The following is a 1638-nucleotide window of genomic DNA, read 5'->3' as shown; positions in this document are numbered from 1 at the left end:
GTGTTGGCCGTCATCGCCGGCTCCGCGGTCAACCAAGACGGCGCCTCCAACGGGCTCACCGCCCCCAACGGCCCCGCCCAACAACGCGTCATCACCCAAGCCGCCGCCAACGCCGGCATCACCCTGGACCACGTCGACGCCGTCGAAGCCCACGGCACCGGCACCACCCTGGGCGACCCCATCGAAGCCGGCGCCCTGCTGGCCACCTACGGCGCCGCCCACGACCGCGACCACCCGCTCTGGCTGGGATCAGTCAAATCCAACATCGGCCACACCCAAGCCGCCGCCGGCCTGGCCGGACTGATCAAAATGATCACCGCGTTACGGCACGAGGTGTTGCCCCCCACCCTGCACGTCGATGCCCCCAGCCCCCACATCGACTGGTCGGCAGGCACCGTGCAACTCCTGACCCAACCCACCCCCTGGCCCGCCACCGACCACCCCCGCACCGCCGCGGTGTCCTCCTTCGGCGTCAGCGGCACCAACGCCCACCTCATCCTCCAACAACCCCCCACCGCGCCCCCGGCTACCGACGCGGCCCCACCCACCCGGGATGAGCCCCCGCTGCGGATCTGGCCGCTCTCCGCGCGCACCCCCACCGCACTAGCCGCCGCCGCCGCCCGACTACACCAACACCTACTCGATCACCCCGAGCTGCCGCTGACCGACCTGGCCCACAGCCTGGCCACCACCCGCACCCACCACCCCCACCGCGCCGCCCTGACCGTGCCCACCACCAGCACCAACCCCCGCCACGAATTGCTCCAAGCCCTCCAGGCCCTGGCCGACAACCACCCCCACCCCCACCTCACCCGCCACCACCACCACACCCACCACCGCGCCAAAACCGTGTTCGTCTTCCCCGGCCAAGGCGCCCAATACCCCGCCATGGCCACCACCCTGGACCACCACCACCCCCACTTCGCCGCCACCCTCACCCACCTCGACCACACCCTGCACCCCTACACCGGCTGGTCAGTGCGCGACGTCCTACACCACCACCCCGACGCACCCCCCCTGCAACGCCCCGAAGTCATCCAACCCGTCCTATTCGCCATCACGATCGCCCTCGCCGAGCTACTGCGCGCCCACGGCATCACCCCCGACGCCGTCATCGGCCACTCCCAAGGAGAAATCGCCGCCGCCTACATCGCCGGCGCCCTGCCCCTAGACCAAGCCGCCAAAATCATCGCCCTGCGCAGCCAAGCCCTAACCACCCTGTCCGGCCACGGCGCCATGGCCTCCGTCCGACTCCACCCCAGCGACCTACACCCCCACCTACACCCCTGGACCACCACCCTGCACATCGCCGCCACCAACGGCCCCACCCACACCATCATCAGCGGCGACCCCCACGCCCTCACCGACTTCACCACCTACTGCCACCACCACAACATCCACATCCGCCCCATCGCCGTGGACTACGCCTCCCACTCCCCCCACATCGAACCCCTCCACCACCACCTCATCCATACCCTGACCGACCTCACCCCCCAACCCGCCACCACCCCCCTCTACACCACCGTCGACAGCGCCCTCACCCCCCACCCCCTCGACACCACCACCATGACCGCCGACTACTGGTACCGCAACCTACGCGAACCCGTCCGCTTCCACGACGCCATCACCACCCTGCTC

1 protein-coding gene is annotated in these 1638 nt (G+C 70.1%); it reads left to right on the top strand.

Features of this window, described 5'->3' with window-relative positions; genetic code table 11:
* A partial coding sequence (locus ACX9NE_RS29240; RefSeq protein ID WP_459377756.1) for an acyltransferase domain-containing protein occupies window positions 1-1638 on the top strand: 1638 nt, incomplete at both ends.

Source organism: Mycobacterium sp. ML4, from assembly GCF_054515735.1.
This window is presented reverse-complemented; position numbering and strand designations above follow the sequence as displayed.